The organism is Blautia faecicola, assembly GCF_004123145.1.
Taxonomy (GTDB): Bacteria; Bacillota; Clostridia; order Lachnospirales; family Lachnospiraceae; genus Oliverpabstia; species Oliverpabstia faecicola.
In genome coordinates this window covers 784,909-808,000 of the sequence record NZ_SDKC01000001.1, presented here as the reverse complement: position 1 = coordinate 808,000, position 23,092 = coordinate 784,909, and the positions used below count along the sequence as shown (strand labels likewise).

19 protein-coding genes and 1 pseudogene are annotated in these 23,092 nt (G+C 42.1%); 3 read left to right on the top strand and 17 right to left on the bottom strand.

All coding sequences use genetic code 11. The features are described 5' to 3' along the window. Positions 1 to 17: 17 nt before the first annotated feature. The 4 genes from ETP43_RS03700 to mtaB form a co-directional block, all read right to left on the bottom strand. Positions 18 to 275, bottom strand: a complete 258-nt coding sequence (locus tag ETP43_RS03700; RefSeq protein WP_129257083.1) for a DUF1292 domain-containing protein — start codon at positions 273 to 275, stop codon at positions 18 to 20. Between the two features lie 7 nt (positions 276 to 282). Further along, a complete protein-coding gene (gene ruvX, locus ETP43_RS03695) occupies positions 283 to 726 on the bottom strand; it encodes a Holliday junction resolvase RuvX (RefSeq protein WP_129257082.1) in 444 nt (147 codons plus the stop codon). Continuing rightward, positions 726 to 995, bottom strand: coding sequence for an IreB family regulatory phosphoprotein (locus ETP43_RS03690; protein ID WP_022008878.1), 270 nt, complete (start codon positions 993 to 995; stop codon positions 726 to 728). Before ETP43_RS03690 ends, ruvX begins: the two co-directional genes overlap by 1 nt. A 137-nt stretch (positions 996 to 1,132) precedes the next feature. Then, a complete protein-coding gene (gene mtaB, locus ETP43_RS03685) occupies positions 1,133 to 2,446 on the bottom strand; it encodes a tRNA (N(6)-L-threonylcarbamoyladenosine(37)-C(2))-methylthiotransferase MtaB (RefSeq protein ID WP_129257081.1) in 1,314 nt (437 codons plus the stop codon). Between the two features lie 190 nt (positions 2,447 to 2,636). Here mtaB and ETP43_RS03680 point away from each other — a divergent pair, with 190 nt between their 5' ends. After that, on the top strand, positions 2,637 to 2,873 hold the full coding sequence (locus ETP43_RS03680; protein ID WP_129257080.1) for an HPr family phosphocarrier protein: 237 nt from the start codon (positions 2,637 to 2,639) through the stop codon (positions 2,871 to 2,873). Between the two features lie 82 nt (positions 2,874 to 2,955). Here the strand turns inward: ETP43_RS03680 and thiI are convergent, their stop codons facing one another. From thiI to uvrB, 9 genes are all read right to left on the bottom strand, one after another. Continuing rightward, positions 2,956 to 4,137 (bottom strand): tRNA uracil 4-sulfurtransferase ThiI, encoded by a 1,182-nt coding sequence (gene thiI / locus ETP43_RS03675; RefSeq protein WP_129257079.1) that lies wholly within the window; start codon positions 4,135 to 4,137, stop codon positions 2,956 to 2,958. Between the two features lie 29 nt (positions 4,138 to 4,166). Next, positions 4,167 to 5,321 (bottom strand): cysteine desulfurase family protein, encoded by a 1,155-nt coding sequence (locus tag ETP43_RS03670; protein WP_129257078.1) that lies wholly within the window; start codon positions 5,319 to 5,321, stop codon positions 4,167 to 4,169. A 3-nt stretch (positions 5,322 to 5,324) separates the two neighbouring features. After that, the gene (locus ETP43_RS03665; protein WP_118316301.1) at positions 5,325 to 6,074 is read right to left on the bottom strand and encodes a 16S rRNA (uracil(1498)-N(3))-methyltransferase; all 750 of its coding nucleotides are present in this window, start codon (positions 6,072 to 6,074) and stop codon (positions 5,325 to 5,327) included. 1 nt (position 6,075) lies between these two features. Further along, complete coding sequence (prmA, locus tag ETP43_RS03660) at positions 6,076 to 7,065, bottom strand: 50S ribosomal protein L11 methyltransferase (RefSeq protein ID WP_129257077.1); 990 nt, start codon at positions 7,063 to 7,065, stop codon at positions 6,076 to 6,078. Positions 7,066 to 7,301: 236 nt separating this feature from the next. After that, on the bottom strand, positions 7,302 to 8,462 hold the full coding sequence (dnaJ, locus tag ETP43_RS03655; protein WP_129257076.1) for a molecular chaperone DnaJ: 1,161 nt from the start codon (positions 8,460 to 8,462) through the stop codon (positions 7,302 to 7,304). Positions 8,463 to 8,831: 369 nt separating this feature from the next. After that, positions 8,832 to 10,718, bottom strand: coding sequence for a molecular chaperone DnaK (dnaK, locus tag ETP43_RS03650; RefSeq protein ID WP_129257075.1), 1,887 nt, complete (start codon positions 10,716 to 10,718; stop codon positions 8,832 to 8,834). Between the two features lie 50 nt (positions 10,719 to 10,768). Beyond that, positions 10,769 to 11,371, bottom strand: a complete 603-nt coding sequence (gene grpE / locus ETP43_RS03645) for a nucleotide exchange factor GrpE (RefSeq protein ID WP_129257074.1) — start codon at positions 11,369 to 11,371, stop codon at positions 10,769 to 10,771. Between the two features lie 18 nt (positions 11,372 to 11,389). Further along, positions 11,390 to 12,427 (bottom strand): heat-inducible transcriptional repressor HrcA, encoded by a 1,038-nt coding sequence (gene hrcA, locus ETP43_RS03640; protein WP_129257073.1) that lies wholly within the window; start codon positions 12,425 to 12,427, stop codon positions 11,390 to 11,392. A 551-nt stretch (positions 12,428 to 12,978) separates the two neighbouring features. Continuing rightward, entirely contained in the window at positions 12,979 to 14,967 is a 1,989-nt protein-coding gene (uvrB, locus tag ETP43_RS03635) for an excinuclease ABC subunit UvrB (RefSeq protein WP_129257072.1), read from the bottom strand. A gap of 226 nt (positions 14,968 to 15,193) precedes the next feature. Here uvrB and ETP43_RS03630 point away from each other — a divergent pair, with 226 nt between their 5' ends. Beyond that, a complete protein-coding gene (locus ETP43_RS03630; RefSeq protein ID WP_005341664.1) occupies positions 15,194 to 15,562 on the top strand; it encodes a BlaI/MecI/CopY family transcriptional regulator in 369 nt (122 codons plus the stop codon). Positions 15,563 to 15,580: 18 nt separating this feature from the next. Beyond that, on the top strand, positions 15,581 to 17,380 hold the full coding sequence (locus ETP43_RS03625) for a BlaR1 family beta-lactam sensor/signal transducer (RefSeq protein ID WP_129257071.1): 1,800 nt from the start codon (positions 15,581 to 15,583) through the stop codon (positions 17,378 to 17,380). 64 nt (positions 17,381 to 17,444) lie between these two features. On the opposite strand, the gene ETP43_RS03620 is transcribed toward ETP43_RS03625, so the two are convergent. The 4 genes and pseudogenes from ETP43_RS03620 to ETP43_RS18305 all read right to left on the bottom strand — a co-directional run. Next, positions 17,445 to 18,677, bottom strand: a complete 1,233-nt coding sequence (locus tag ETP43_RS03620) for a DUF6070 family protein (RefSeq protein ID WP_129257070.1) — start codon at positions 18,675 to 18,677, stop codon at positions 17,445 to 17,447. Between the two features lie 8 nt (positions 18,678 to 18,685). Next, positions 18,686 to 19,885: a DUF6070 family protein gene (locus ETP43_RS03615; RefSeq protein WP_243114181.1), complete on the bottom strand. Its 1,200-nt coding sequence runs from the start codon at positions 19,883 to 19,885 to the stop codon at positions 18,686 to 18,688. After that, a complete protein-coding gene (locus ETP43_RS03610) occupies positions 19,875 to 21,986 on the bottom strand; it encodes a penicillin-binding transpeptidase domain-containing protein (protein ID WP_129257069.1) in 2,112 nt (703 codons plus the stop codon). The genes ETP43_RS03615 and ETP43_RS03610 overlap by 11 nt, the downstream gene beginning before the upstream one ends. 129 nt (positions 21,987 to 22,115) lie before the next feature. Further along, positions 22,116 to 22,946: pseudogene (locus ETP43_RS18305) on the bottom strand (lysozyme family protein); the annotation flags it as partial. Positions 22,947 to 23,092: the final 146 nt, after the last annotated feature.

The window sequence follows — 23,092 nt, the reverse complement described above, 5'->3', positions numbered from 1 at the left end:
AGCACCTCCGTCACTACTTACATCTCAATATCCACATCGTCCATCATCTGACTGAACACTTTTGACATGGCTTCCAGTTCCACGTCATCTTCCACCATCACATAATCCGCTTCCGGATCTGTCTCATCAGAAGAGTCTTTCAGGATGTAGGCGTTGGCTTCATCATCCATGGAGTCTGTTACCAGCAGATAATCTGTACCGTTCACTCTGGTCTGCTCCTCTACATAGAATTCCACTGTTTCGCCTTCATCTGTCACAAATTTGATTTTATCCATAACGATTCTACCGTCCTGTTTCTTCTTTCTTATTCGCAAGATAATCCAGATATCCCTGCAGGATAAATACCGCAGCAATCTCGTCCACATGCTCTTTCCGGTTTTCCCGGCGTACTCCCGTCTCCATCAATACCCGGTTGGCAGATACAGTTGTCAGCCGTTCATCCCACATCACAACAGGCAGACCTGTCCTTCTCTCCAGCGTTTCTTTCAGCTCCAGAGATTTCTCAGCCCTGTCTCCCAGTGTGTTATTCATATTCTTCGGTAAACCAAGTACGATTTCTTCTACCTGATACTGTGCGATCAGTTCTTCGATTCTTGCCAGTGTCTGGCGCATCTTGTTTTCTGATTTTCTGCGGATGATTTCCACACCCTGGGCAGTAAAACCAAGGGGGTCGCTCACCGCGACTCCCATTGTCTTTGAGCCATAATCAAGTCCAAGAATCCTCATCAGCGATTCTCCCAGGATCTGTTCTTAATATATTCTTTCAGAAGTTCCTCTACCAGTTCGTCACGTTCTACTTTCATGATCATGCTTCTGGCACCTTTGTAGCTGGTGATATACGTTGGGTCACCTGACATAATATAACCAACAATCTGGTTGACCGGGTTATAACCCTTTTCTTCCATAGCTGTGTATACCACATCCAGGACTTCTTTCACCTGTACTTCCGGCTCTGTTTTCACTTTAAAATACTGTGTATTGCTTAAATTTGCCATTTTTTCACGTCCTCAACTATACTTGATATCTATTCTATTCTAATACAGAAGATACAAAAATTCAATCAAGTTTACAGTTTTTTTAAACTTTCTATTGCTATTTATCAGTTTTGTAACATTCTGCCAATTCCGGTTTTTTACCGTTTTGCAAGAACGAAATCCTGACCGATCATCTCCCGAAGCTGTACCATAACACGCTTATTCTCCAGGTTTTCTTCCGATATTACCGCAATTTTCAGGTATTCCATCGTATGTCCGGTCCAGTATTCCTGCCCTTCCACCGTCTGCTGTTCCTCAAACAGAACCTCTTTTTCCTGTCCCAAAAACTGCTCCATATACTCCCGCTGATGTTCTTTTCCGAGAGCGATCAGAATCCTGCTTCGTTCTTTTTTCACCTGTTCCGTAAGCTGATCCGGCATACCCGCTGCCTTTGTCCCCTCTCTCTTGGAATACGGGAAAATATGTGTCTCATAAAAATGAATACTGTCCACAAAGCTGCGGCTTTCTTCAAATTCTTCTTCCGTTTCTCCCGGAAATCCTGTGATCACATCGGTCGTCAGTGCCGGTGCCGGATAGTATTTTCTCAGGATTTCGCATTTTTCCCGGTACTCTTCGGCGGTATAGCGACGGTTCATCCGCTTTAATGTGGTGGTACATCCGCTCTGCAAAGACAGATGAAAATGCGGGCACACTTTCGGCAGACTGCTGATCGCCGCTGCAAATTCTTCTGTGATAATTCCCGGTTCCAGCGAACCAAGACGGATCCTCTCAATCCCGTCCACCTGATGCACTGCCTGAATCAGCGTCAGCAGATTTTCCTGATCCTCCGGGCGTTCTTTTCCGTAAGAACTCAGATGGATCCCCGTCAGTACCACTTCCTGACAGCCGGATGCTGCAAGGCGTTTTACTTCATTTACCACATCCTCTGTCTTTTTGCTGCGGATCCGTCCTCTGGCATACGGGATGATACAGTAGGTACAGAACTGGTTGCAGCCGTCCTGCACTTTCAGGTATGCTCTTGTATGTTCTTCGGTACGGTCAATCTCCAGATTTTCATACTCTTTCGTGTGATTGATGTCCACACATTCTGTAGTTTTCTGATGACCTGTCCGGTAACTTTCCAGTATGGGGATCAGTTCCTGTTTTTTATTATTCCCGATTATGATATCTATAGACGCATCTGCCTCTGCTTTTTTTGTATCTGCCTGCACATAGCATCCGGCTGCGACCACGATGGCATCCGGATTCATCTTTTTTGCTTTGTGAAGCATCTGTCTCGACTTGCGGTCGGCAATATTGGTAACGCTGCAGGTATTGATCACATAAATGTCCGCACCCGGTTCAAAAGGCACGATTTCATAGCCTGCCGCCTCTAACATCTGCTGCATTGCCTCGGTCTCATATGCATTTACTTTACATCCCAGATTATGCAGTGCAACTTTTCCTTTCATTGTCTACCTTCTTTCTTTTCTGCCAAATTATTTTTCTGTTTTCTTTGAATCTTTGTATGCTTTCACCTTGACTTTTAGCAAACAAAACGGTAAGATAAATTTAGTTGAAATGCGCCGCACAAAACTGTTATTGACAGATTTACGCGCCGTACATTCCAAAAATAATCTGAATTTTCGGGAGGAAGTTATCATGAAAACTGTTAGTATTTCACTTAATTCCATTGACAAAGTAAAAGCATTTGTAAACGATATTTCCAAATATGATTTCGATTTTGATCTGGTTTCCGGAAGATATGTGATCGATGCAAAATCTATCATGGGTATCTTCAGTCTGGATCTTTCCAAACCGATCAATCTGAACGTTCATGCAGAAGGAAGCAGCCTGGACGAAGTATTAAAGGTACTTGCTCCATACATTATTGAATGATGATTCTGCACTTTTAAATCGGGAGTCTATGTTTCACAGACTCCCGTTTTTTACGCTTCGCGTATTTTATCTCGCTTCCAGTTTACGCTTCAATATAGATCCTCTCTGCGGTATTGACCGCCTGATCCATCATCTCATCAATCTTCTCTGCAAGTTTTGTCTCTGATTTTTTGATCATCTGGATGTTCGGTTTGGTTACCGGATGTTTTGCCACAAAGATCGTACAGCAGTCTTCGTATGGCTGAATGGATGTCTCGTAAGTATTGATCTTCAGAGAGATATCCACGATCTCCTGTTTGTCAAATCCGATCACCGGACGGAATACCGGCATCGTGCACACTTCGTTCGTTGCCGCAAGACTCTGTACGGTCTGGCTTGCCACCTGTCCGATGCTCTCTCCTGTGATCAATCCCAGGCATCCCTGCTCTTTTCCGATGCGTTCTGCAATCTTCATCATGTAACGGCGCATAATGATTGTCAGCTCGTCGTGCGGGCACTGATCGTAGATATACAGCTGAATATCTGTAAAGTTTACAACATACAGATTGATCGGTCCGCTGTATCTTGCCACCAGTTTTGCCAGATCTACCACTTTCTGTTTGGCACGTTCGCTGGTGTATGGCGGTGCATGGAAATAAACCGCATCGATCTTTACGCCACGTTTTGCGATCATGTAACCGGCTACCGGAGAGTCGATACCACCTGATAACAAAAGCATCGCTTTTCCGTTAGTTCCGATCGGCATACCGCCAGGTCCCGGGATAGACTCGGAATAAATATAGATTTTTTCACGGATCTCCACCGTGATCAGCAGCTGTGGATCGTGCACATCGACTTTCATCTCCGGAAATGCATCCAGGATCGCTCCGCCGAGGTTTGCATTCAGTTCCATCGAAGTTCCCGGATAGGTCTTCTTTGCACGGCGTACATGCATCTTGAATGTTTTATTTTTATCCGGATACACATGGTCCACATAAGCCACCACATCTTTTTCCAGCTGTTCGTATCCCTGATCTTCTTTGATCACAACCGGGCAGATATACGCAATACCAAATACGCGTTTTAACGCTTCCAGCGCTTCCTCATAATCAAAGTCACCCTCGGTCAGCACATAGATTCTTCCCTGCTCTTTGGTTACATGGAAGGTTCCCTCTACCGGTTTCAATACATATTCCATCTGACGGATCAGCGCATCTTCAAACAGATATCTGTTTTTTCCCTTGATGCCGATCTCCGCATATTTTACTAAAAATGCTTTAAACATCTCTTTTCTCCTTCTGTTCCTTCCTGCGCTTAATGTCTTGCATACCGGCGCAGCATCGGTACTACTTCATTTAACACCTGTAACGTATAGTCCAGTTCTTCTTTTGTGGTTGTCTCACAGAAACTGAACCGTACGGTTGCTTCCATCTGATTCTTCGGCAGTCCGATGGCTGTCAGCGTCGGGCTTCCGCTTCTTTTATGTGTGGAGCAGGCACTTCCCGCTGACACATAGATGTCTCTTTCTTCCAGGGTATGTAATAACACTTCGCTTCGCACACCCACAAATGCAGCACTTACGATCTGCGGCGCAGCCGCTTCCCCGTGCGGACCATGAACCACAACCTGATCCATCTTTTCGAGTTCTCCGACAAAATACGCGCGAAGATCATACATATGATTTACATTTTCTTCCAGATGATCATAGACCATTTTAGAAGCCAGTCCCAGTCCTGCGATTCCCGGCACATTGTCCGTGCCGGAGCGCATGCCTTTCTGCTGACCACCTCCGTAGATGATCGGGACAATTTTCATTTTTTCACTGATATATAAGAATCCGGTTCCTTTCGGTCCGTGAATCTTATGTCCGCTCGCGGAAAGCATATCGATATGCATTTTTTTCGGAAGAATCCGGAATTTTCCATATGCCTGAATCGCATCTACATGAAAATACGTCTTCGGATTCACCTGTTTGATCAGTTCCCCGATCTCTGCAATCGGCTCTACCGCTCCGATTTCGTTATTCACAAACATCACCGATACCAGAACCGTCTCCGGACGGATCGCTTCTTTCAGTTCTTCCAGAGAAATCTGTCCCTGTGCATTGACACCCAGTCTCGTCACTTCAAATCCCTGGCTTTCCAGAAATTCCGCCGGGGCGGATACTGCCGGATGTTCAATGCTACTGATAATGATATGATTCCCCTGCCGTCTGTTTGCCAGTGCTGTTCCGATCAGTGCCCAGTTGTTGGACTCGGTTCCACCGGAGGTAAAATAAATTTCTTTTTCCTGTACTTTTAACGTAGCCGCGATCTGTCCTGCCGCTTCTTTCACGTATCGTTCACTCTCCACACCCTTCTGATGCATGGCGGAAGGATTGCCATAGTCATCCATCATAGTCTTTACGACAATATCCTTCACCTCTGCATAACAGCGGGTTGTGGCTGAATTATCTAAATATGCTTCCACTTGTTATTCCTTTCCTTCCAGCAAAAACATCAGGATCGAGAGTACCGTCATTCCTGCTGTCTCTGTCCGCAAAATCCGTTTTCCCAGTGTGATCGGCTGTACCTGATGTGCCATGGCAAGTTCAATCTCTTCCGGTGTAAATCCACCTTCCGGTCCGATAAAGATACCGATGGACTGTCCCGGTTCGATCTGTTCAAACAGTTTTTTCGTATGCGCCATATCTTCGGCAAGTTCATACGGAATAAACCGGATATCCAGCTCTCCGGCGTAGTTCACTGCCTCTGAAAACTTCATCACAGAATGAATCTGTGGAATCACCATTCGTTTGGACTGTTTTGCAGCGCTTTCTGCGATCGTCTGCCACCGTTTCTGTTTGGATGCTTCTTTTTTGGCATCCAGTTTTACTACCGCCCGTGCAGTGCTCACCGGAATCACTTCATAAACGCCGAGTTCCACCGCTTTCTGAATGATCATCTCCATCTTGTCACTCTTTGGAAGTCCCTGAAACAGATAAATCTTTGACGGCAGCTCCATGCCTACTTCCTGCACATAGCTGATATCTGCGATCACTTCTTCCGCTTCCATCTCGCCGACCAGACAGGTATATTCCAGATTATCCCCTGCGCTGATCAGGATGGTTTCTCCCTGACGCATCCGAAGCACATTTTTTATATGGTTCACATCACTGCCTGTGATATGCACCTTTTTTTCTTCCATATCAATCTGTTCCGGTTTTACAAAAAAACGATACATCTTACGCCTGCTTTCTTGCGGTTACGGATACCCACTCGCCCTGATATGTCACTTCCAGAATCTCCAGACCGGCTGCTTTCACGGCATCTACTACGGTCGGTTCTTTGTCATCGATGATACCGGAGGTAATATATACTGCGCCCGGTTTCATCTGGTTAACAATGACCGGTGTCAGCGGTACCAAAACATCTGCCAAAATATTTGCCACTACGATATCGTAGCATCCGTATCCGACTTTATCCTGTACTTCTTTGTCATCGATGATATTTCCGATCATCATGTCGAAGCTTTCCGGAATGATTCCGTTTACTTCTTTATTTTCTTCCACTGCCGGTACCGCACATGGATCCAGATCGGTTCCGACTGCGTGTTTTGCACCCATTTTCAGTGCAATGATCGACAGAATACCGCTTCCGGTTCCCACATCGAGAAGTTCGGTCTCCGGTGTCACGTATTTTTTCAGCTGGCGGATACACAGCTGTGTGGTCTCATGCATACCGGTTCCAAATGCTGTTCCCGGATCGATATGGATGATCATCTTGTCTTTGTCTTCTTCTTTGACTTCTTCCCAGGAAGGAATGATCAGAATGTCATCCACATAAAACTGTTTGAAGTATTTTTTCCAGTTGTTGATCCAGTCGATATCTTCCGTCTCATCCACGGCAATACTGCCCTCGCCGATCTCACAGAACATCCGCAGGGATTCCAGTTCTTCTTTTACCTGAGAAAGAATCTCTTCTTCTGTTTTCTCCTCGCCATTTACCGTAAGGGTTCCGTCTTCTGCCTCTTCCACAAAGAAACTTAAGTAAGCGATTCCGTCATCTTCCGGTCCGTCCGGCAGGATGTCTACAAACATCTGCTCTTTTTCCATCGCAGTCAGCGGCACTTTGTCTTCAATCTGTGCGCCTTCCAGTCCGATATCATATAACGTACTGATGATAATATCTTCTGCATCTGTCACTGTTTTTATTTTAAATTTTTTCCATTTCATAGTATTTCTCACCTTTCTGTACAAGTACACAAGTGCATAGCTATGATAACTATACTAGATTCTGTCCGAAAAAGCAACAAAAGAGATTGCCCGGAAACTATTTCTGTTTTCCGGACAGTCTCTTTTGCCTGTAACTGTCTGACTCTTTTTTATTTTCTGTCGTACAGTCTGTTATTTCTAATCTTCGTAACTGTTCAGTTCCTTCACAGTTACAAATATTCCTTACTGAATAGTTACTAATCCTCAAAGGTTTCTTTCAGTTTATCCATGAAGCGTTTTTTCTTTTCTTTCTCCGGTGCCGGTTTTCCCTGGCATGCTGCGTCGAAAGCACGAAGTGCATCTTTGGCTTCCTCGGAAAGTTTGGTCGGTACCTGGACAACCAGGGTGACATACTGATCACCACGAACATTTTTGTTTCTCAGTGACGGTACACCTTTTCCGCGCAGACGGATCTTGGTATCGGTCTGTGTACCGGGTTTTACTTCGTACTCTACTTCACCGTCTACCGTGTTGATGCGGATCTTACCACCCAGTGCAGCCTGTGCATAGGTGATCGGTGCTGTGGAGAAGATATTCATATCCTGTCTCTGGAAGATCGGATGACGGGCTACCTGTACTTCTACCAGCAGATCGCCTCTCGGTCCGCCATTGGTTCCCGGTTCTCCTTTTTCACGAATACGGATGCTCTGTCCATCGTCGATACCTGCCGGAATAGATACCTGGATCTTCTTTCTGCTTGCGGTAAATCCGGTTCCACGGCAATCCGGGCATTTGTCTTTGATGATCTTACCGGTTCCTCCACAGTCCGGACAGGTCTGTACGTTTCGTACCATACCGAACATGGACTGCTGTGTATAGGTTACCTGACCGGTTCCATGACATTTGCTACAGGTTTCCGGAGAAGTACCCGGTTTTGCACCGGTTCCGTTACATTTGGTACAGGTATCTTTCAGTGTCAGTTCCAGTTCTTTTTCGCAGCCGAAAACTGCTTCCTGGAAAGTAATATGAACAACCGCACGCAGGTTTGCTCCACGCATCGGACCGTTGTTCGCTCTGCGGCTTCTTCCGCCGCCGAACAGATCCCCGAAAATATCGCCGAAGATATCGCCCATATCTGCGCCGTTAAAGTCGAATCCACCGAAACCGCCACCCTGACCGGCTCCACCATTTTCAAATGCTGCATGACCGTACTGGTCGTATGTTCTTCTCTTTTCCGGATCGCTCAGTACGCTGTACGCCTCTGTCGCCTCTTTGAATTTTGCTTCTGCTTCTTTATCCCCTGGGTTCATATCCGGATGATATTTTTTCGCCAGTTTCCGGTATGCTTTTTTCAAGGTCGCATCATCAGCTCCGCGCTCTACACCCAGAACCTCATAATAATCTCTTTTCTCTGCCATTTTCTTTCACCTTATCGAAACGCCTCGTACCCCTGGGGGATACAACTGCGGAATTATCAAACTAAATGATGTTGGGGTCAAAAAATATTTTGACCCCTTTGATACCGGATTGTTCCGTACTTCGTACTCTCACAATCCTCAAAAACATTCGTAATCCGCTCATTTTTCTTCGAAAAATAGCTACTTACTCATGTTTTTGGCGGGTTAAAAGTTCAGAAATCTTCCTGCAAGCAAGCTTGCGTCAGATTTCCGACCTTTTAACCCTGGTATCATCACATTATGGGGACGGTGATCCTTCCGGTATCCCCGTCCCCTGAACTTACTTACATGAGTTTTGCAACCGTTTGGTAAGCATTTTTATTCGCTTTATTAAACTTCTTTGTAGTCAGCGTCTACGACATCATCGCCGTAGCCTGCTTCGCTGGATCCCTGAGAAGCACCGCCTGCTGCACCGTTCATGTCCGGACCTGCACCCTGAGCACCTGCTGCTCCCTGTGCCTGCTCGTATACTTTTGCGAACAGTTTCTGTGCGCTTTCCATCAGTTTTTCTTTTGCAGCTTTGATCTCTGCAACTTGCTCATCTGTCATGTTATCTACAGGAGCCTTTGCAATCAGATCTTTCAGAGCTGCCAGATCAGCTTCTACTGCTGTCTTATCGTTGGCATCCAGTTTGTCACCTACTTCTTCGATGGCTTTCTCTGTCTGGAATACCATAGCGTCTGCATCGTTTCTTGTATCGATAGCTTCTTTTCTCTTCTTATCCTGTGCTTCGTACTCAGCAGCTTCTTTTACTGCTTTGTCGATATCGGAATCAGACATATTGGAACCAGCTGTGATAGTAATGTGCTGTTCTTTTCCTGTTCCCAGGTCTTTTGCAGATACATTTACGATACCGTTGGCATCAATATCAAAAGTTACTTCGATCTGCGGAACACCTCTTCTTGCTGGCGGGATACCATCCAGACGGAACTGTCCAAGAGATTTGTTGTCTTTCGCAAACTGTCTCTCACCCTGTACGACGTTGATGTCTACGGCTGTCTGGTTATCTGCTGCTGTGGAGAAGATCTGGCTCTTCTTGGTCGGGATGGTTGTATTTCTCTCGATCAGTCTGGTTGCGATACCACCCATTGTCTCGATAGACAGTGACAGTGGAGTTACATCCAGAAGCAGGATATCGCCGGCACCGGCATCGCCTGCCAGTTTACCACCCTGTACGGAAGCTCCCAGAGCTACGCACTCATCCGGGTTCAGGCTCTTGCTTGGTTCATGTCCTGTCAGCTGTTTTACTTTATCCTGTACAGCCGGGATACGTGTAGAACCACCAACCAGAAGGACTTTGCTCAGTTCAGAAGCGGTCAGTCCTGCATCTGACAGTGCTCTTCTTACAGGTTCTGCTGTCAGTTCTACCAGATCATGTGTCAGTTCATCGAATTTTGCTTTTGTCAGGTTCATATCGAAGTGTTTCGGACCTTCTGCTGTAGCTGTGATGAATGGCAGGTTGATGTTGGTTGTTGTAGAAGAAGAAAGTTCTTTTTTCGCTTTCTCTGCTGCTTCTTTGATTCTCTGCAGAGCCATCTTATCCTGAGACAGGTCTACACCTTCTGTTCTCTTGAACTCTGCCAGCATGTAATCTGCTACTTTCTGGTCGAAGTCATCACCACCCAGACGGTTGTTACCTGCGGTAGACAGAACTTCGATAACGCCATCACCGATCTCGATGATAGATACATCAAATGTACCACCACCTAAGTCGTATACCATGATCTTCTGTTCCTGTTCGTTGTCCAGACCATATGCCAGAGCTGCTGCTGTAGGCTCGTTGATGATACGTTTTACATCCAGACCTGCGATCTTACCTGCATCTTTGGTTGCCTGACGCTGTGCATCGTTAAAGTAAGCCGGAACAGTGATAACTGCCTCTGTTACTTTTTCACCCAGGTAGTTTTCTGCATCGGATTTCATCTTCTGCAGGATCATAGCGGAAATCTCCTGTGGAGAATATTTTTTGTCATCGATGGTTACTTTGTAGTCAGTACCCATATGTCTTTTAATAGAAGAAACTGTTTTATCTGCGTTGGTTACTGCCTGACGTTTTGCAGGTTCACCTACCAGTCTTTCTCCTGTTTTTGTAAATGCTACTACAGATGGTGTTGTTCTTGCTCCTTCTGCATTTGTGATAACGGTTGGTTTTCCACCTTCCATAACAGCTACACAGCTGTTTGTTGTTCCTAAGTCAATACCAATGATTTTTCCCATGACTGTTTCCTCCTCATGAATTATAATCTTAATCTATATTCTGATAATTGTTAGTTGGCTACTTTTACCATGCTGTGGCGGACTACACTGTCTTTGTACATGTAACCCTTCTGGAACTCTTCTACTACGATGTTCTCTCCGACTGTTTCATCTTCCACATGCATCACTGCATTGTGAAAATCCGGATTGAATTCATTTCCTACAGCTTCAATGGCTTTTACTCCCATGCCATCCAGTGCGGTGAGGAACTGTTTGTAGATTTTTTCCATTCCCTGTACGAAAGGATCTTCTTTGTCTTCTGCGACATCCAGACCTCTTTCAAAGTTATCGACTACCGGAAGGATCTTCTCGATCACATCCTTGGCTCCCACAGCATACATACCTGCTTTTTCTTTTTCGGTACGTTTTCTGAAGTTTTCGAACTCGGCCATCTGGCGTTTTACGCGATCGGTCAGTTCTTCGATTTTTTCATCTTTTTCATCTTTTTTATCTTTTTTCTTTTTTCCAAAAAGTTTTTTCTCTTTGGTCTCTTCCACTTCTTCGCTTCCTGCCTGAGTTTCAGGAGTTGCTTCGGTGACTTCGTCTTCAGCTGCCTCGGTTTCTTTTACCTCTTCGGCTGTCTCCTCAGCAGTCGTTTTATTTTCTTCTGTCATCTCTCACATTCCACCTTTCTACGGCTTTTTGAATATGTTGTCCAACTGGACTTTCAATGTTTTCAGATTATCTACTACATTTTCATAATCCATTCGCTTCGGTCCGATAATTCCTATCGTTCCTTTCATTCCCTCTCCCAGATCATACGATGCGGTAACTACGCTGCAGTCTTTCATGGTCTGTATCGGGCTTTCATTTCCTATATATACCTGAATTCCTGTATTCTCTCCGGAATCAGAAACGGTATCTTTAATCATCTCAACCAGTTCCTGCTTATCCTCAAATGCGGATATCAGCTCGCTGGCTTTACTGCTGTCTGCCAGTTCCGGATACTTGAAGATGTTGGTCGCTCCGCTTGTATATATCGGAACTTCCTCATCGTCCACTGCAATGGCATCTGCCACCGCATCTAATACGGTACTTACCACGCCGCTGTGGACACCTGCCTGTTCTTTCAGCTTCGTGATCATGCCAAGACTGATCTCTTCGATCGTCAGGCCATTCAGCTGTGTGTTCAATAACAGGTTCAGTTTCAGGATCTGTTCATCATCGATCGTCTCATCCAGATTCACGATCTGGTTCTTTACCAGGTTGCCTTCCACAACGATCACCGCCAGAAGCTGTTCTTCGTTCAGCTTGGATAACTGAATGAACTTTACTTTGTTGTGATGATAGGTAGGACCGGTAATGAGCGTCGCATAATTCGTATTGGATGCAAGCACCTTGACCACCTGTTTGAGCACCCGTTCCATCCGGTCTGTCTTCTCGATCATGATTTCCTTCATCTCGGAAACTTCCTGATCTTTTTCTTTCATCAGTTCATCGACATATAACCGATAACCGAGATCCGATGGAATCCTGCCCGCTGAGGTGTGAGGCTGTACGATGTATCCCAGATCTTCCAGATCCGACATCTCATTTCGAATGGTGGCAGAACTCAGATTCAAATCTGTGTATTTGGAAATGGTTCTCGAACCAACCGGCTCACCAGTTTCCAGATAGGTCTGGATAATCGCTTTTAAAATCTTGCGTTTTCTTTCATCCAAATCCTGCATCTTCTCTGCCTCCTTCTTTGTCTTTTTGTTGTGTTAGCACTCGTTTAAGTGGAGTGCTAACATCTATGGTTTAAAGATAGCACTGCCTCTTTTATTTGTCAATGGGTATTTTGAAAATTTTTGTTTTTTCTTGGATTTCTTTTCTTATTGGTGTTTTAAGCTGGAAATTTTCTCCTGTGTTTTTCTCTTACTTTCGTTTTCTGGAAGCCTCTGTGTTCTCATACAAGCATAGTTTTGACACATTATTCACTCACGTAAGATGACATATACTTTATGCTTTGCAAACTTTTCTCGTTATCGCAACAATCGCCGTGTTCTCACACAACCAGGTCTTTGACTCGTTGCTCGCGTAAACGAGAAAAATACGCTTCACGAATTTTTCTCGTTATCACGGCAGTCGCCAAGGTCTCATGCAAGCATGGACTTTGGCTCGTTGCTCGCGTAAAATAAAAAGAAAGAATCTCCTGCCGAAAATGTCCTCTCACACATTTTGAGGATATTTTCCCAGAAAATTCTTTCTTTATATAAATACAGATTTTTGAGTCGTACTCTTACTTGTCCAGTTCTTCCAGATTCTTCTTCAGTTCAATCATCTGGTCACGCAGCTCGGCTGCCATCTCGAAGTTCAGGTCGGCTGCTGCCGCTTTCATCTGTTTTTGTACTTTTCCGATCAGTTCTTCGAGTTCCTTGCGGCTCATGGATTCCATATCTTTTTCCAGCTTCTTCTGCGTCTTTGCCACTTCTTTGGATATGCTGATCAGATCCCGGACTGCCTTTTTGATCGTCTTCGGTGTAATTCCGTGTTCCTTATTATATGCTTCCTGTAGCTCTCTTCTCCGAAGCGTCTCATCGATCGCACGGCGCATGGAATCGGTGATCACATCGGCATACATGATGACATGTCCCTCTGCATTTCTGGCTGCGCGACCGATCGTCTGGATCAGAGAAGTTTCCGATCGCAGGAATCCTTCTTTATCCGCATCCAGGATTGCTACCAATGAGATCTCCGGGATATCCAGCCCTTCTCGAAGCAGGTTGATGCCGACCAATACATCGAAGACATCCAGACGCATATCACGGATGATCTCCGAACGTTCCAGCGTATCAATATCGGAATGCAGGTATTTGACACGGATACCCAAATCTTTCATATAATCGGTCAGTTCCTCTGCCATTCGTTTGGTAAGCGTTGTCACCAGGATCTTATTGTGTTTTTCCACCTCTTTGTTGACTTCCCCTACCAGATCGTCAATCTGTCCCTCCACCGGACGCACTTCCACATAAGGATCCAGAAGTCCGGTCGGACGGATGATCTGCTCTGCCCGAAGAAGTTCGTGATCTTTTTCATACTGTCCCGGCGTTGCCGACACGAAAAGCACCTGATCAATCCTCTCCTCAAATTCTTCAAAGTTCAACGGGCGGTTATCTTTTGCCGACGGAAGACGGAATCCATAATCCACCAGCGTCGATTTTCTCGACTGGTCACCAAAATACATCCCTCGCACCTGTGGCACTGTAATATGGGACTCATCGATCATGATCAGATAATCATCCCCGAAGTAATCCATCAGTGTATACGGCGGCTCTCCCGGTTTCAGTCCTGCCAGATGCCGGGAATAGTTCTCGATACCGGAACAAAAACCTGTCTCTTTCATCATTTCCAGATCAAAATTGGTCCGTTCGCTGATTCTCTGTGCCTCGAGAAGTTTGTCTTCGCTTTTAAAATACGCCACCTGTTCTTCCATTTCTTTTTCAATGGCCTTGGAGGCCTCCAGGATACGTTCCATCGGCACAACATAATGAGACGCCGGATATAAGGCGATATGATTCAGTTCTCTCCGGATCTCCCCGGTCAGCACATCCACTTCCGTGATCCGGTCAATCTCATCTCCGAAGAATTCCACCCGGATCGCCACATCCGATTCATATGCCGGAATAATCTCCACCACATCCCCTCGCACCCGGAAGGTTCCACGGTGAAAATCCATATCGTTTCGGTCATACTGCATATCAATCAGACTCCGCAGCACCTCATCCCTGTCTTTCTCCATTCCAGGACGCAGAGAGATCATCATGTTCTGATAGTCTTTTGGACTACCGATTCCATAGATACAGGAAACACTCGATACGATGATGACATCTTTTCGTTCGGAAAGTGCTGCTGTGGCGGAAAGACGGAGCTTATCGATTTCTTCGTTGATGGCGGAATCCTTGGCAATGTAGGTGTCCGTGGACGGGACGTAGGCTTCGGGCTGATAGTAATCGTAGTAGGATACAAAATATTCCACTGCGTTATTCGGGAAAAACTCCTTAAACTCTCCATATAACTGCGCTGCTAATGTTTTATTATGTGCGATGATCAGTGTCGGTTTATTCAGCTGCTGAATGACATTTGCCATCGTAAATGTCTTACCGGAACCTGTGACACCAAGCAGCGTCTGGCACTGGTTGCCTTCTTTGAACCCTTCGACCAGCTCTTTGATCGCTTCAGGCTGATCGCCGGTTGGTTTGTATTCGGATACTAATTCAAAATGATCCATATGATTTCTCCTGATCCGCTCTGGCTGGCGGTGATATTTTAGAAATAGTAGTTGTATTCTTAGTATTGTTACTTATCCAGTATAGCATTCGGAAGAAAAAAAGTACAGAGCAAAGCCGAATGTTTGTTCTGTGAAATTTAATTGTAAATTTTAAACACATTGACAGACCATCCTTTTCCGATATATACTATTTTTATTACACACGTAAGATTTAGAGGAATATCACATGAGCAATCTGCCTCAAATTTCAGAAGCTGAATTTGAAGTTATGAAAATCGTTTGGAAATACGCACCAATCAGCACCAATGAAATTACTGAAAAATTAACACAAATTTCCAGTTGGAGTCCTAAAACAATTCAGACATTGATTAAACGTCTCGTTTCTAAAAAAGCACTAACCTATGAAAAACAAAGCCGGGTTTTTGTCTATACTCCATTGGTCAAGGAAGACGAATATATTCGGCAGGAAAGTAATTCTTTTTTAAAGCGATATTATAATGGTAATATCACTTCTATGCTTGCCTCTTACATTGAGGATGATAAATTGTCTGAAGAAGACATTGCCAGCTTACGGAATCTTCTTTCCAATCATTAACCATGGGAGGAGCATATTTTGATATATTTTAGTTTTCGATTTTTACTCTGTAATGCCATCATTTGTATTTTTTTAGGTAGTTTACTGGGATTAAAAAATTTATTGCAAAGGCAATTATCCGCACGTATGCAATATAATCTTTCGATTATATTTCTTGCCGTTCTAATTGTTCCCTTTTTACCGATAAACTCTGCCCCATCTTCTATATCGTGGAGACATTTGCTGACAGCCAGTTCAAGTACCAATGGTGACATTCAAACCACTTTTCTTTCTGGTAATGGTTATAATTTGGATAAAATAAATGATTTTGCTGTCTCTGTCAGCACCCAAATACCAACTTTTATTCACACATTACTTGTATTTTTCTGGAGTATCGGTATATTCATAATGTTTTTTCTTCTCTACCGCTCAGTAAAACAAGTAAAAGCCTTACATAGTTCTGCTTTACCTCTTCAAAATGAAGAACTAAACGCTCTTTATATAGAATGTTTAAACGAAGTGAACAGCAAGCATACCATTCCGATTTATAGTACAGCATTTTTGAAATCTCCTGTTTTGGCTGGTTTCCTGCATCCTCGCATTTATCTTCCAATTCACTTGATTTCAGATTTTAACGCTGGAACTATAAGTTCAACTGATATTCGATATATGCTTCTTCATGAACTGCAGCACTACAAGCATAAAGATATTCTAATTGGATATTTGATAAATACAGTAAATGTTTTCTACTGGTTCAATCCCCTAATCTGGTATTTTCTAAAAAGAATACGACAGGAACGGGAACTTGCCTGCGACAGTGCTGTATTACAATTATTAAAAGAAACAGAATACAAGTCATATGGAAATACACTGATTAACTTTGCCGAAACAATAGCTCTGTCTCCATTCCCTCTTACTATGGGAATCAGTGGAAATATAAAACAGTTAAAAGGACGCATTTTAAATATTGCATCATTCCACCAACCTACTTTTAAACAAAAAATTCGTGGATATCTTATATGCATATTCGTCTCTACTATCATCATTGGATGCATTCCCATACTTTCTGTTTATGCTTCTGATCAGACTGGCTATCATTTTGACACAACCGAAAAGAATATTACTCAGCTAAATCTTTCTTCCAATTTTGGGGACTACACCGGAAGTTTTGTTTTATATGATCAGTCTGCTGATAGATGGAATATTTATAATATGGATCATGCTTCCACACGTGTATCACCGAATTCGACTTATAAAATATATGATGCATTACTTGGCTTGGAATCCGGAATTATTACACCAGAACATTCCACTTTCACATGGAATGGAGAACCATATCCTTTTCATTCATGGGAAGCCGATCAAGATTTAACCTCGGCTATACATAATTCCGTAAACTGGTATTTTCAGGCAATTGATTCACAGGCAGGTTTTGAAGCCGTAAGAACATTTTTACAGACAATAAACTATGGGAATCAGAATACTGGAACAAATCTAAATCTCTATTGGACAGATTTCTCTCTGAAGATATCACCTATAGAACAGGTGGAATTGTTACAGAATTTCTATCAAAATAATTTTCATTTTGACAGTAAAAATATCCAGGCAGTAAAAAAAGCCCTGCTACTTTCCACTACTTCTTCCGGTTCTCTTTACGGGAAAACAGGAACCGGTCGTGTCAATGGTAAAGATGTCAATGGCTGGTTTATCGGATACATTGAAACAGCGAATAATACTTACTACTTCGCAACAAATATTCAATCCTCTTCTGGTGCAACTGGAAGTCAGGCTACCAAAATAACAGAATCTGTACTTTCTAATCTTGGTATTTGGAAATAAATAAAGAGAACTGATAGCATAATTTCCCGTTATCAGTTCTCTTTATTTATTTCTTCTCTACTGATCAATTCTGCAAATTACCTAACCGGTACTGATACCTCGGTATATTATCAATACCATTATCTAAAATCCTGTTTCCAACATACTGAATCGTTCCATCATCCTGAATTTTCATCGTAAGTTCGTGTGTAATAACAACATCATTACATACAACAGAATCACATACTGCATGAATTGTCAAAACAATGGTTCCATCTTCATTATGCCTGACCTCTGTTACTTCCGGTAAAGACAAGCCAAAATGTGTTGGTGAATAATTACCACATCCCAATCGTTTCCAGATAAACATATTACTTTGTTCATCGTAGACCGCCCATTCTTTCAATTCTTCTTTTGTAACAGGAAGATATGTCATAATTACATTTTCGAACTCTTCTGCTGGAATTCCCACAACCTCTTTTTCTGCAGTAAATTTTTCTCCATATTTCATTTGATAAAAATATTCATAAAGTCCATTATAATCCAACCCCTGCATATCCTCCGCATTCCAGTTTGAACATAACAGATTGTTTCCCTGATAGCCGAACGTACTCACATATTTTTTTGAATATTCCCGACACTCCTCACTCAAAGGCTTTACCCGGATAATACAACTTCCATCTACAATCTCTGTCACTTCCGGTGGTTCAGGTACGCATAATTCATAACAGAAATTTCCATTTTCAGTATATGCCCATTCTTTTATTTTTGATAGCGATATGTATGTAAGTACAGGCTCTGTATCCTCACTCCAGATCATTTTTGCGAACATCACACTCATTTCTTTTCCATCATAACTATATTCTTTTCTGGTAATTCCACCATCTGTATCTGCTTCATATAAAATTACACTTCCTTTTTCTTCTTGTTCTGCAGATTTTAAAAATTGTTCCATCTTCTGATAATTATCCATAACAGAATAATGATCGGAACCAATGACCGGATTCCCATTTTGTTTGATAATTTCTTTCATCCGATTCATCATTTGCTCAGCAGTATTCTGATCTGCTTCTTGTATTCCATTATATTCAGAATAAATGTCTCGGACAATGCCCATAATTTCTTCACAATCGTTCACAACTTCCTTTTTCTTGTCTTCATCGATTGGTAGATTATATCCCTTATCCGGATTTTCCATGGTAGTGTTTTTCTGATTCTTCTCATTTTTTACATCTGTGCTATTTAACGATATCTTACTTTCACAGGAAGTCAGAATCATTCCTATACAAAGTACTAACAAAATACTTTTTCTTTTCATATTGCCCCCTAATTATTACTGTAATTCTCTTCCCACTCTTCTTCTGTTAACCTTGGCATATACCACCCTGCATTTGCATTTTGATCTGAACTGATTACCTTATTTGATAAATACTGGAAACTTCCGTCTTCCATAGGTTTTATCATCAATTCACTGGTGATTGCCTGATCTAACATTCTGATTTCCCATACTGCTTCTATCGTAAGTTTTAATGTTCCATCTTGTAATTTTTCATATGAGATAACTTCCGAATATGGCTCATATGGGAATTCACAATCATATAACCCTCGCGGTCTGTATCTAAAAGTTTTATTATCAGAGTTATAAAAAGTTCCCTTTTCAATCTCAGTATTACTAAATGGTAAATAGGTCTTTATAACCTCTTCAAACTCATCTTCTGGAACTTCATATTCTACTCCACCATAATTTGCTTCATATGGAACTTGCTTTCCATATTTCATATAATACATTTTTTCATAAAGATCATAAAAATCAAGTTCCGTATAATTCTGATTATCCCAATTTGTAATCAACAGATTATTAAGTGCATACCCCAACGGCATAACATATTTTCGATTCAATTCCCGGCATGTTTTATCTAATGGCTGCACTCTGAATCCAGTTTCACCCGGTGCTCCATCAAATCCCGGTGGGTGATATTCCTCCAGAAACAAGTATCCTTTTTCTGTATATTTCCACTCATATGCTTCATATTCATCATAATAATTAGCCTGTGGACTATTATCCTTCCATTTAACCTGACATAATCGAACATTTATCTTTCCATTCATTGACTCTAAATGATATTGTATAATTTCCCCTTCATCAAATACAACAACAATATCAACTGCTGCCTGTTCTTCTTTCTCCGCTGCTTTGCAAAATTCTTCTACTTTTTCACGATTGACCATATCAATCTGATTATCACAATCTACTGCCGCATATTCTTTCTCTTCCAGACAATTGATAATTTTTCTTTTCGCCTTTAATGTATTTAACTCCGACTTCTCCTTCATATAAACAGACCGAAAAGTTTGCGCTGTTTTTTTTACTTCTGCATTCATTTCAGATTCTACGGTTTCTTTCTTTTCTTCTTTTTCCGTAATTCGATTTTGGCCGCACCCTGTAAAAACAATAAGAACTATCAATATCATCGCAAATTTCTTACACATGTAATAATTCCCCGTAAAAATTTTTTTATTTTTCAAAATATTCCTCCAATACGGTTGCATCCTTTTTAACAACATAACCACTTCCACCGATTCCTTTCACATTCTCAACCATACTGATAAGAAGAATTGGTTTGTCCACGCTTTTATCTGCCGTAAACACCGAAAACCACCCGATTTCTTTGCCAGAAGTATCTTCTTTCGTTGTCTTCAACTCGGCTGTCCCTGTTTTTCCAGCAAGCAAAATATCGTCACGATGTGCAGCATATCCGGTTCCTTCCGGATCATTTACAACACCTTCCACCCCTTGCATAATTTCTTCTACATTTTCTTCGCTAAACGCATTTTCTATCCATGTTTCACCAGATGCTTCTTCTTTGTATTTCAAATATGGTTTTATCATATTCCCTTCATTTAAAAATGAAGTATAAATACTTGCCAGATGTAATGGATTTACAAGAATCTGCCCTTGCCCATAACCACTATCTGCCAATTGTATTTCTGTTTCTATTTTATCTGTATTGGAATATGTTGATTCCTGCATCGCAATCTCAAACGGCATATTCTGATTAAATCCTATTTCATTTAAAGTATTCATGAAATTCTCACTACCAATTTTAAGAGCTGCCTTTGCAAAATAAATATTATCAGAATAGATAATTGCATTTTTCATAATAACCGGTTCATATTCATGAAGTGTTGTCACTTGATAAGATCCCCAAGACGAATCTTTCTGCCATGCCAAACCTTCATTTCCAAAATCTTCTTTTGGATCTATGCTTCCCGTTTTCAACCCAATTCCTGCCACAACTGGTTTAAATGTTGAGCCAGGACACCATACTTGACGAAAACGATTATATAATGGCTTCTTTTCATCTTCGTTTAATGATGTCCATTTCTCTGATGATAAGCCCCGTATAAATTCATTATTATCATAAGATGGGGTACTTACCAAAGCCAATACTTCTCCCGTATAAGGATTCATTGCGACAGAACACCCCGGATCTTCTTTAAACTGCTCGTATAATGATTTTTGCAAATCGGAATCTATCGTTAATCTTATATCCATACCATCTTCTTTAAAAATACTTGCAAGAACCTCTTTTACTTCCCCATCACTATCCAAAATCTTTATATCACAACCATCTTTTCCTTTTAATTGCTTTTCGTATAACTTTTCCACCCCAGATCTTCCGATTACACTTTCAGCTGAATATCCTTCCCCTGGATGATTTTCCAAATCTTCTGCTGTTACAGACTGTACATAACCAATTAAATGAGCTGCTGCTTCCCCTAACTCATAGGTTCTAACTTCCACATCTGATAGCATAACCCCTGGAATTTCCAAAAGTTTATTCTGACAATCCTGCTCTTCAAGTGTCTTTTCTTCTGGCTGTATTTTCATTAAATCTATTTCTTCTACTTTCGGAATAGTTTCAATTGGTACAAAAGAATCTTCTTTTACCCACTTTGCTGTGAGTTTGTTATTTATTGTTTCTACATCTATCTCTAATAACTCCGCTATTTTTTCAATAGATACATTCCTGTCTTCCAGCTTTCCCGGTATAATGCCAACTGATGTTGCTACTCCTTTTCCTGCAAGCATTTTACCATCTCGGTCTAATATTTCTCCTCTCTCCGCTTTTGATGTAGTAACACTTATTTTATCATCACTCTCTAAATCTGGAAAAATCAGGCTATCCTGCCATACTAATTTATATCCCTGTTTCGTCTTCTTCAGTTCCGCCATATTGTCAAATTGCATTGTTCCGGCAATTGTATTACATGATGTTTCATACGAAAGCGTAACTGTATCTGCTTTTTTCTCTTTCACAGCTATATGACTGATTTTAATGTCACTGACCTCTATTCCTTCGTATATCTTAGAATTTCGTTGTATGTATTCTTCTTTTGTCAGATAAACTTTTTCATCTGAATCTATCATAGTATACATTACTTCATATTCCTTTTTTTCAATATGGTTCATATATTCCACAAGTGTGTCTTCTGGTGATTCCGTTATCGTCCTTTTTAATAAAATACCTCCTGAAACAGCAATTACTGTTATAGCTACTATCAGCCCAAAAATCTTACAAGCGTAAGATTTTTGGATATTTTGCTTTTTTCGTCTTCTTTTCATAGATATTCCTTTCTTCTAATTTTTTTGTTTCTTAAATCTTACACTTGTAATATTTGAAAGTCAAGTCTATTTTCAGGAATTGTATACTCCAGATTCACCATTAGACTATCACACTTTTTCTCCTGCCTTTTAATATGCCGGAACACCATATCCATAAATGTTACTGCTTCCGATACTGTAACTCCGTCTTGCTACTTTATCCCCACTGTTGCCTTCAATGGTATTTACAGTTCCACCACTGACGCTCTCTACAATTCCAACATGGTCAATCGTTCCATTGTTTCCCCAGTCAAAGAAAATAATATCTCCTGCCGCCGGAGTATAACTGGCGTCCCGGAACCTGCCTTTACTTTCAAACCATTTCACACCGTCCGAACAAAGAGAAAATTTCGGAATGACTCCACTCTGGATATAACCACTCTGGTCTGCACACCATGACACAAAGCAGGCACACCACTCTACCCGGCTTCCAAATCCATATCAACTCCAGTAGGTTGTTCCGCCTTTTCCTTCCTGCGATGCTGCCACCTGAACAATTGCCTGATTGCCGATGCCTGTCGGGATTCTTCCAAATGCATAATACTGAAGCACATGTGGTACATACTGCTTGTCCCCATAACTGCTCCACCCCATTCTCTGTGCCATCATATCGGAAAATTCTGCCACATTTGCAAGGGTGTATCCACCTCTGGCTTTCGCCCATTCCAAATATCCATTTCCGTAGTTGTAACTTTGCAATGCCAGTTTAATATTTTCCATATCCAGAGGATTTTTTACTCCTGCACGTTCCAGACAGCTTTTTATCTCCTGCACTCCGCAAGAAATCGAATACTCTGGATCAGTGATTCCATTCGGCTGTTTGGGGTATTTTGTATTAAAGCTCCCTTCTGAACACTGCATCGGGTCAAGTCCTCTCCCACCTGATTCCTGCATCATAATGGCTTTGATTAGTTCCACATGCATAACGATTGTCTTCACCTCTGGATGCATTTTTAATGTCCTGGCCAACGCTGCAGGGACTTTACTTTTTTCAATTTCTTTTGCTGGCTGATAGACACCTGCCAGTGACAATAAATGTTCTCTCCTCCACTCTTTCCCGTCTAATT

Bases quoted from the DNA above. Each gene is read 5' to 3' on its own strand.
- thiI (WP_129257079.1), bottom strand. From the start codon at position 4,137: ATGTTTAAAGCATTTTTAGTAAAATATGCGGAGATCGGCATCAAGGGA.
- ETP43_RS03700 (WP_129257083.1), bottom strand. From the start codon at position 275: ATGGATAAAATCAAATTTGTGACAGATGAAGGCGAAACAGTGGAATTC.
- prmA (WP_129257077.1), bottom strand. From the start codon at position 7,065: ATGAAATGGAAAAAATTTAAAATAAAAACAGTGACAGATGCAGAAGAT.
- ETP43_RS03690 (WP_022008878.1), bottom strand. From the start codon at position 995: ATGGCAAATTTAAGCAATACACAGTATTTTAAAGTGAAAACAGAGCCG.
- ruvX (WP_129257082.1), bottom strand. From the start codon at position 726: ATGAGGATTCTTGGACTTGATTATGGCTCAAAGACAATGGGAGTCGCG.
- dnaK (WP_129257075.1), bottom strand. From the start codon at position 10,718: ATGGGAAAAATCATTGGTATTGACTTAGGAACAACAAACAGCTGTGTA.
- ETP43_RS03680 (WP_129257080.1), top strand. From the start codon at position 2,637: ATGAAAACTGTTAGTATTTCACTTAATTCCATTGACAAAGTAAAAGCA.
- grpE (WP_129257074.1), bottom strand. From the start codon at position 11,371: ATGACAGAAGAAAATAAAACGACTGCTGAGGAGACAGCCGAAGAGGTA.
- ETP43_RS03630 (WP_005341664.1), top strand. From the start codon at position 15,194: ATGAGCAATCTGCCTCAAATTTCAGAAGCTGAATTTGAAGTTATGAAA.
- mtaB (WP_129257081.1), bottom strand. From the start codon at position 2,446: ATGAAAGGAAAAGTTGCACTGCATAATCTGGGATGTAAAGTAAATGCA.
- hrcA (WP_129257073.1), bottom strand. From the start codon at position 12,427: ATGCAGGATTTGGATGAAAGAAAACGCAAGATTTTAAAAGCGATTATC.
- ETP43_RS03665 (WP_118316301.1), bottom strand. From the start codon at position 6,074: ATGTATCGTTTTTTTGTAAAACCGGAACAGATTGATATGGAAGAAAAA.
- ETP43_RS03620 (WP_129257070.1), bottom strand. From the start codon at position 18,677: ATGAAAAGAAAAAGTATTTTGTTAGTACTTTGTATAGGAATGATTCTG.
- uvrB (WP_129257072.1), bottom strand. From the start codon at position 14,967: ATGGATCATTTTGAATTAGTATCCGAATACAAACCAACCGGCGATCAG.
- ETP43_RS03610 (WP_129257069.1), bottom strand. From the start codon at position 21,986: ATGAAAAGAAGACGAAAAAAGCAAAATATCCAAAAATCTTACGCTTGT.
- dnaJ (WP_129257076.1), bottom strand. From the start codon at position 8,462: ATGGCAGAGAAAAGAGATTATTATGAGGTTCTGGGTGTAGAGCGCGGA.